The sequence below is a fragment of the Methanosarcina sp. UBA411 genome (assembly GCF_002495725.1).
GTDB lineage: Archaea > Halobacteriota > Methanosarcinia > Methanosarcinales > Methanosarcinaceae > Methanosarcina.
The window spans coordinates 19,319-27,746 of sequence record NZ_DAGK01000010.1 but is presented as its reverse complement, the minus strand read 5'-3'; the positions used below and the strand labels follow the sequence as shown (position 1 = coordinate 27,746).

The following is an 8,428-nucleotide window of genomic DNA, read 5'->3' as shown; positions in this document are numbered from 1 at the left end:
TGCTGGGTTTGCCTTGACCAGTTTAAGAAACTAGATGAATGGGCCGATGAAGCAGTAAAAGCCCTCGAGGGCCTTGAATATTCTAACTTCCTTGTGGGCACAAAAGTCAGCGGGCTACTAAGTGAAAACGAAGAGATGCTCTGGGCTGAGGCTGGAACTGCATATGCAGAACAGCTCAAGACCGAGCTTAATAGGGAAGTAGGCAAGCGGATAGCCGAAAAAGTCCAGAAAGATGTGGATTTTGAAAACCCTGACATTACAATTACCCTTGACCTTACAAAAAACAAGCTTGAGCTTCAGCTTCGTTCGGTGTATATTCTCGGACGCTATCGCAAATTGATCAGGGGAATTCCTCAAACCCGCTGGCCGTGCAGGAAGTGCAAGGGCAAAGGGTGTGAACGCTGCAATTTCACAGGGAAACAGTACCAGGAATCCGTAGATGAGCTTATAAAAGGGCCCGTAATAGAGGCATTCCAGGCAGTTGACACGGCTTTTCACGGCTCGGGCAGGGAAGATATCGATGCCCTGATGCTAGGAAGCGGCAGGCCTTTTGTGGTGGAAGCTAAATCCCCTGTAAGGCGCAGCACAGACCTTGAAGAGCTTATGCGAAAGATTAATGAGAAAGCTGCCGGAAAAGTCGAGGTAAGAGAGCTTTCTTTCACTAGAAAAGATATGATTGAGATCCTGAAAAGCTCAAAGGCGGATAAAACTTATAAGCTTAAAGTTACATTTAAAGAGCCTGTTTCGGAGGAAAAGCTTAAATCCAGCCTTGAGGCTTTGAGTGACATAGAGATTTCCCAGCAGACTCCAAGGCGTGTAGTTCACAGGCGGGCTGACCTTGTCAGGAAAAGGCATGTGTACAGCATTAAGCTTGATGAACTGACAGACGAAGGTTACGCTTACATAACAGTAAACTGCGAAGGCGGGCTGTATGTAAAAGAACTTATTTCCGGAGATGAGGGCAGGACAAACCCAAGCCTAAGCGGACTTTTAGGTATTCCTGCACTTGTGGAAGATCTTGATGTGGTCAACGTCGATATTTAAACTCAATCTGAATCAGGTCTATTAAATAAGCAAAGTCAGAAAAAAATTACCTGACTGAACGTCTTATTTAAATAATATCCATCTTATCTAGAGGAAAACTGTATATACTATAGAAAAATTAATCGAGCATTCTAAGGAGGAACATGCGATGACAAACTCCCACGGTGAAAAACGCTGCACAAGGTACAAGTTACAGAAGACAGTTCGTGAAAGAGGAATTTCCCCTGTAAGCAAGGCAATTCAGGAATTCGAAGAAGGGCAAATGGTCCACATTGACATTGACCCGAGCGTCCAGAAAGGTATGCCCAATCCGAAATTCCAGGGTTCAACCGGAAAGATACTCGGACAGCGCGGTCGCTCATACATTCTTGAAGTCCGCAGCGGAAATGCGATGAAGGAAGTTATTTCCCTCCCTCAGCACCTTAAACCGCAGAAATACTAATTCCTTTCCAGGCAGTTAGGTTTTACAACCTAACCCCCATTTTATCGGAGTTCACAGTATGCAGGCTTTTACCGTAGGCTCAGGCTCCTGCCAGGGGTCTTAGAGGTAACTTGTAAAAATAGAGGCCTGTAATTAAGTGAAAGAAACTCAATGCCCCCTGGAAGGATATAGGGGGATTTAAAGAAACTGCTTTTAAAAATCTGGCATCTTACCCGGTATGGGGATATCTATAATTATATATCGTTTGTCAGACATATACCTGAGCCAGATCAGGAAAATTATTCGGAACAATTTCAGATTATAGAAATAAGATCGAATTTCGTGCGTAACGGCAATCTGGAGAAAGCCTATCTGTGAAAAGGGTGCACAGGTACTGAGGCCATATCAGATTTCCGAATACTGACAGGCAGAAACTTGCTTGTAGCCAGGAACTCCTGGAGAATTGAAGAGTGATCCGAAAAGATTACTCAGCAGGGAATGGCAAATAGTTACAGCTTTTAAGTCAAAAAGAGTGTATTCCAATGATAGTTAAGGAAGTCCTCAGTGAAGAATTATTGACCTTGGCCGAAGTCAGAGAACTACTTACAAAGATCGCTGAAGAGCGCAGAGAAAAGGGGCTTGAAGTCGGATACGGATTCAGAAAAGCGCTGCACCATGCTGAACAGTTCTCAAAGATCAGCGGAGAAAAATCAAGAGAACTGGTTAACAGACTGTTAGAACTCGAAAAGATGAGGCCTGCAATCGCGGTCAGGATCGCAGATATTCTGCCTCAGTCCAGAGACGAAATCCGATCAATCTATGCTAAAGAAAAATATACCCTGAGCAATGAAGAGCTAGATCAAATTCTTGATTACGTGCTGGAAGCTATTGAATAAAACTGAGATGCAAAGGGAATAAGCTAAATAGCAGTTTTCATCTTGTTATTTATAAGGGAAGTATCCGAAACTTAGAGTACTTTAAAGTATCAGGGAGTACCCTGATCTAATTCAAACAGAGGACTCTTTGGTTAGGGAAAATAGTGAGTCCGGGGATGCCGGTTCTAGGGTATTATAGAATTTTACAGAATATAGAATAACAGAAAGAATACCAGGAATTTGTGAATAGTCGACATTCCGATTAACGGGATAGGTTCCGAACCGGATATAAGTACATCGGCATATCAGGATATGTATTCTGAATACAGATTTCCATGGGATTTCAGATTAATTAATAGGATGGGTGTTGATGAGAGTAGAGAAGTCGCAATCAGGTAGACCGTATGCTGGCAGATCAACTGCCGAAAAACCTTCTTATGGTAGCGGCAAGCGGCCGACAGGCAAACCGCAATTCGATAGGCAATCAGAAAGAGCCCCGCGCCCACCCGGAAAGTCCATGGAAAGCTCACAGGAAAGAGAGGAGTATGCATGGGTTCTCGACTACCTTCCCTATGGGAAATCAGTTGGTAACACTGCCGCATACCAGAAGAAACCTCTTGTCCAGGCTGTAGGGGATAAAAAATTTACTCTTATGGAGCTCGTCCCCAAAAGTGGTGTAGTTCCTCAGATCCAGTCAAGAGTTTATATAGGGTCTGGAGACCGGGATGAAATTGATCATGTAAAACAAAGAATAGGTTACTCTGACCTTACGACAGGAGCTAATCTCGAGCTGCCTTTTATCCTCGAAGCCTGTGTCAGGTATCAGGAAGCACGCTTTGTAAAGTTTTTCAACGAAGCTCATTCTATCACTACCCGCCTGCATATGCTTGACCTCCTGCCCGGAATAGGCAAAAAACTCATGTGGTCTATAATAGATGAGCGCAAAAAAGGAGAATTCAAGAGTTTTCAGGATATCAAGGATAGAATACCAAGTCTTCATGATCCGGCCAAAGTTCTTGCCCACAGGATTGAAGACGAACTCAAAGATGATTTTATCAAGTACAGGCTGTTTACAACACCACCGCGCCGACAGTAAGCCGAGTGAGATTAACTCTCTCGGTTCTATTTTTTTTCTAAAAAGGCTTTCAAGATTAGGTTTTTCAGCTTTTGGTAATCATTTTAGTTCACATTAATTTCGTTTCAGCTCAAAATACTCTAAGCTCAAAATACTCTATTTACTCAGCGATGTACTCAATTTACTCAGGAGGTTTCAGCTGTGGTTCGTTCTCTTCTTAAAAAATATAATATAAAAGGAGGCACTTTTGATCAGCATTTCCTTGTCGATGCAGACTATTTGAACAGAATAGTGACTTCTGCTGATCTCGGGCCCGAGGATGTCGTGCTTGAAATCGGTGCAGGGGTCGGAAACTTGACTGAAAAACTTGCACGGAAGGCAAAAAAAGTAATTGCAATTGAACTTGATCCTAACCTAGTCAGAGTCCTGCATGACCGTTTCGATAAGGTTGAAAATATTGAGATCATTGCCGGCGATGCCCTAAAAGTCGAGTTTCCGGAGTTTGATAAGGTTGTCTCAAACCTTCCTTATTCTATCTCTTCGGAGATAACTTTCAAGCTCCTTCGCCATAAGTTCAAACTTGGCATTCTGATGTACCAATACGAGTTTGCAGCCCGGATGGTTTCCCTGCCTAACTGTAAAGATTACTCACGTCTTACAGTCGATACCTGTTATTTTGCTGACGCCTCCATTTTGATGAAAGTACCAAAAAGTGCTTTCCAGCCGGTACCTGAGGTTGATTCTGCAGTTATCAAACTTGTTCCCCGCCATGCACCCTTTGAAGTCAAAGACCAGGCTTTCTTTATGGATTTTGTGGCCGCAGTCTTCAGTCAGCGACGGAAAAAACTGAGAAATGCAATTCTGAACACAAATTATATGCTCAAAATTCCCAACATTAAAGAAGTAATTGCCTGGCTCCCTAAGGATCTGGTTAACAAACGCGCTGAAAACCTTACTCCCGAAGAGCTTGCAAAGGTTGCAAATCAGCTAATTGATTTAAAGAAGTCAATTATTGAAAACGAATTTTAAAAGAACAATAAGGAAATAAAAATAATAAAAATAAGAATAGTAAAAACTAAGACTTATAAAAAACTAAGAACCCAAAGAACTCGAAATTATGGTTGAAATAGAATACAGAAAAGCCCGGATAAAGCTAGGGAATATAGATCTAGTCTATGAGCCTGCAGAAGATTCTTTTCTACTTGCCGACGCTGCCCTTAAAGAAGCAAAGGCAGGCATGCGCATCCTTGAAATCGGAACCGGATCAGGTTTTGTATCGACTGTACTCCTTGAAAACCTGAAAGATATTCGTTTGGTAGCTACGGAAATTAACCCCAATGCCGCTACCTGTGCGAAAACAAATGGTGTTGAGGTTATCCGTACCGACCTTTTTAAAGGACTCAAATCCAGAGATCCTGAAACTCATTTTGATCTTATTCTCTTTAATCCACCCTATCTTCCCACATCAGAGGAAGAAAAAGTTCCTGGATGGCTGAATTACGCTTTTGACGGTGGAATCAGTGGGAGAGAGACCCTGGATCGGTTTCTTGACGAAGTAAAGGATTATCTCAAGCCAAGAGGAGAAGTTCTTGTGCTTATCTCTTCCATTACCGGGCTGGAAGCCGTTAAGGAGAAAATGGAGAATCTGGGGTTTACAGTTGATGTTATAGCGAGGAAAAAGGTTTCTTTTGAAGAATTAATGGTTGTTAGAGGAAAAATTTTGTGAACGAGTCTATCTTGAAACTAATATTCCGATATCATATGGAATAACCGAGTTCAAAGAAACATCTCCATGAGTTCAAAACTTAGAATATGAAATTACAGAGCAGGTCTTAAAAATATTAAAACAGTAGTAAAAATTGTTCAAAATTTCGGAATCCAGAAGTAGGAAATGCTACAGTAACTCTCCTTATTCCATGCAGGTGGTTATACCTTCAACTCATTGAAAATACTTGAAAGGAGGAATAATACCAGCGTCGCTTAAACCAGAAGCAAAGCAGTGTAACTTTTTGAAGAGAAACTAATAACAGTTAGATAATCTCGTATCAAGTTAGGTCTTTTTTATGAATCTCAATCTGCTAGAAAGTGAGCGATTAATACCAAAAGAATTACTAGAATCATGATGAAGGTCACATCTATCAGGGCAGTTGACCATAGACCAATATCGTATGATCTCAAGATTTTTTTTAGGTTCTTCGAGCTCAACAGAAGTCCCGAAGAGAGCACAAATAATATCACTGCTATCACGCTCACTGATATCCAATGATGGCCCGTAAGTGCAGTCAACGATTGTCTAAAATCCTTTGATATATCATGAGTAATGATAATGCAGCCGGTTAAAAAAATGGTAATTACGGCTGACACGATGGAAGTTGATGATTCCTTCATTTTAAGGTCTCCGTCCCTGTCTGTCCAGCATTGGATATGATTGCTCCCATCAGGAACATGAACAGTACCATAAAAAGTGCTAGGCAGGCAATCATCATTAAGGCGTGCCTGGACTTAGCATCATCCTGAAAAGTATTTCTGTCAAGGCTGAACAGGGTAATGGATAGAGCAAAAGCGATTATGGGCAGAAAGACAAAGATGTGCTCTTTTGCCTCCATTATAACCTCGTGCGCCCAGGGATGCGGTCCTGCCAAGATTACAGGTCTTACCTGAGAACCATAGGCTGTTAAGTAATTGTAACCTCCTACAATCCAGCATCCTGCGGTTATCAGGAATGCAGAAAGATAGCTTGCTAACTTAGCCCTAGAAAGTGACTTATATGTCGGATACCGCATCTCCAGAATGATCCAGACCAGAACAAGGGCAGCCAGGCCTCCAGATATCGAATGCAGGAGAACAAGGCTTTTTGTCACGCCAGTTACGCCATTATGCAGACCCCAACCAGCATCGATGACTAAGATTGGCGCCAGAGCGTATCCAATTATTCTGTGCAATCCCCTATATTTTGCTCGATTCTTAAAAATCAGGCTTGGAATAACCTGAAGAGTCACAACGAGAAGTATAAACAGTCCCAACTTTCCGTGAACAGATGATAGTAGGGATTCTCCGTGTTGCAACCTCATCCACAAACCATAAATGAACGATCCCAAGACAAAGGCTCCAAAGTAAATGCCAGACTTTCTATGAAGTTTAAAGATATTTCCTGATTTTCTCTTTAGCCTTCCCTTGAGCATAGCCCCAGTTGTGAGAGCATAGCCCATAAGTAACAGGCTGATGATAGCTATCAGAGCATGGCCTATCCAGTTTTCGTACGCCAGAGCAATGCCACCAATAATCAAAAGTAAAGCTAGACCTATGTATATATCCGATATCGCTGATCTTCGATTTGATTCATCAGAGATTTGGGCTCCCTCCATTGTCCCTATCAAATGCAAAAAACATAGCTACTTTCCGTATGAATTCTTATTAAATACTCATGATGTAAAGTTGAAGTGTGATATCTATTTTGTATCATGTCTAAAATTTCGAGCTTATTTTCTCAAAGTTCCAAAAAAAGGAAAACCCTTTATGATTTCAGGTCTTTGTGGTTTTTTCAAAGTTCCAACAACAGGAAAACCCTTTATTATGCCAGGCCCGTGTGCTGACTTATTCAATTCTTCAGTGAGATCCTTCCCTGCAGTGTGTCCCTTATGTATGCCACCTTTCCAAAGATCGCTATTAGACACGTCATAGACTTTACCTTGATAGGCAACGTATGTCGTCCCATTTTTACCGTTATACTCTGCAAGTTCTTTAAGTGTATATTCTTTTGTTTTCGGTATCTCTGTCACATTCTGAATTTCAATTGCAGTCTGTCTTTCAGTTGCCTCTTCTCCAGCCGGAGTTACAGCCTGTTTTTGAGTTCCTGTTTCGTTTGGAGTTACCGGTTTATTTCCCATACATCCTATTGCTAGGAATAGGCCTAACAACACTATCATTGTAATCAGTGCTTTTCTCATTATTTCCCCCATAAAAATATAAGTTGCTTTATAATTTAGATTTTGCCGTTTTTCTTGAAACAACTTCTTCTCAAATATTAAATAAAAAAGATTGTTTTGTAAAAATTTAGTTAACAGAGTTTAAATTTAATTGGAAATAATTTCCTGGGTTATACCCAAAAGTCAATGGACAACAAAGAGTTTATCAGCGCAAAAGAAGCAATTTTGAGAGCCGACATCTCCCCTTGTAGTCGATCTCTTTTTCCTTCTCTTCTTGTATTATCCGATCAACAAGCTCAAAAGTCCTCTTTGAACTTAAATAGTAGTACTTTAGAATTGACAGATTAACGAAGGCAATCGTAAATTCCCTGCGGGTAGGGTCAAAAACTTCAGTTTCCATGCTATTTTGATTATTCAGTGATCTTCATCCAGGAACATCCTTCTCAATACTAAGTCTCAGATGCTCGTTGGTAGAAATCCTACACGTATGTAGACCAGACACCAGCTTGCCTTCATGACTTGATAATTTGATTATCATAAAAATCTATGTGTTTTAGCTTCTTTTGAGCCAATTCCTATAGGCAAATTGCAGGAAATTCTTGGGCATATGCAGGTCTTTTAATGTAAACTATGTATAAATTTATTGAAGAGCTTATCCCGAAACTCAAAATCTGAGTTTTGAATCTCGTATTTTAGAACAGTCAATCGAATATACGATCATGGAAAATGATCGTGAGAACTCCTGATGATTAGGGATAGAATAGGCTTTGGGAAAGGCTCAAATTTAGTATTTTTATAAAATATAAGCTTTATAAAATGCTGTAGTGATGAATAATTTGCAGAATTTAACTAAATAAAATCGGTTTCTGATAATTATAGAATTCTTAATTATATTTCTATAGTATTTATATTTTGTGACGAATATAGTCGGTGTGAGAAATTGTGAAAACACTCTCAGGCATGTAAATCATCAGCATATAACATGTAAATAGACATCCCAATATGCAAATGATTTACCAATAATATTTGCTAATGAGGAACGAATCGAAAGACATTCAATAAAGAAAACTATATTCATAAAACTATA

The 8,428-nt window shown here is 40.4% G+C and carries 9 protein-coding genes; 6 read left to right on the top strand and 3 right to left on the bottom strand.

The genetic code is table 11. From position 1 onward, the window contains the following. From BP861_RS03025 to BP861_RS03000, 6 genes are all read left to right on the top strand, one after another. Positions 1–1,044: tRNA pseudouridine(54/55) synthase Pus10 (locus BP861_RS03025; protein WP_292372454.1), on the top strand; the 1,044-nt coding region annotated here is incomplete at its 5' end. A 148-nt stretch (positions 1,045–1,192) separates the two neighbouring features. Continuing rightward, a complete protein-coding gene (locus BP861_RS03020) occupies positions 1,193–1,486 on the top strand; it encodes a 50S ribosomal protein L21e (protein WP_292372453.1) in 294 nt (97 codons plus the stop codon). A 521-nt stretch (positions 1,487–2,007) separates the two neighbouring features. Next, positions 2,008–2,361, top strand: coding sequence for an RNA polymerase Rpb4 family protein (locus tag BP861_RS03015; protein ID WP_292372451.1), 354 nt, complete (start codon positions 2,008–2,010; stop codon positions 2,359–2,361). Positions 2,362–2,710: 349 nt separating this feature from the next. Next, positions 2,711–3,436, top strand: coding sequence for a DUF655 domain-containing protein (locus BP861_RS03010; RefSeq protein WP_292372448.1), 726 nt, complete (start codon positions 2,711–2,713; stop codon positions 3,434–3,436). A gap of 180 nt (positions 3,437–3,616) precedes the next feature. Continuing rightward, positions 3,617–4,444, top strand: coding sequence for a 16S rRNA (adenine(1518)-N(6)/adenine(1519)-N(6))-dimethyltransferase RsmA (gene rsmA, locus BP861_RS03005; protein WP_292372446.1), 828 nt, complete (start codon positions 3,617–3,619; stop codon positions 4,442–4,444). A gap of 88 nt (positions 4,445–4,532) precedes the next feature. Then, positions 4,533–5,141 carry a HemK2/MTQ2 family protein methyltransferase gene (locus BP861_RS03000; RefSeq protein WP_292372445.1) on the top strand — a complete coding sequence of 203 codons (609 nt, stop codon included), beginning with the start codon at positions 4,533–4,535 and terminating at the stop codon, positions 5,139–5,141. Positions 5,142–5,799: 658 nt separating this feature from the next. Here BP861_RS03000 and BP861_RS02995 read toward each other — a convergent pair. The 3 genes from BP861_RS02995 to BP861_RS02985 all read right to left on the bottom strand — a co-directional run bounded on the left by BP861_RS02995 (position 5,800) and on the right by BP861_RS02985 (position 7,741). Next, positions 5,800–6,702 carry a DUF4079 family protein gene (locus BP861_RS02995; RefSeq protein ID WP_292372443.1) on the bottom strand — a complete coding sequence of 301 codons (903 nt, stop codon included), beginning with the start codon at positions 6,700–6,702 and terminating at the stop codon, positions 5,800–5,802. A gap of 192 nt (positions 6,703–6,894) precedes the next feature. Beyond that, on the bottom strand, positions 6,895–7,362 hold the full coding sequence (locus tag BP861_RS15975) for a cytochrome b5 domain-containing protein (protein ID WP_349680988.1): 468 nt from the start codon (positions 7,360–7,362) through the stop codon (positions 6,895–6,897). Positions 7,363–7,546: 184 nt separating this feature from the next. Further along, a complete protein-coding gene (locus tag BP861_RS02985; RefSeq protein WP_292372442.1) occupies positions 7,547–7,741 on the bottom strand; it encodes a hypothetical protein in 195 nt (64 codons plus the stop codon). Positions 7,742–8,428 lie beyond the last annotated feature (687 nt).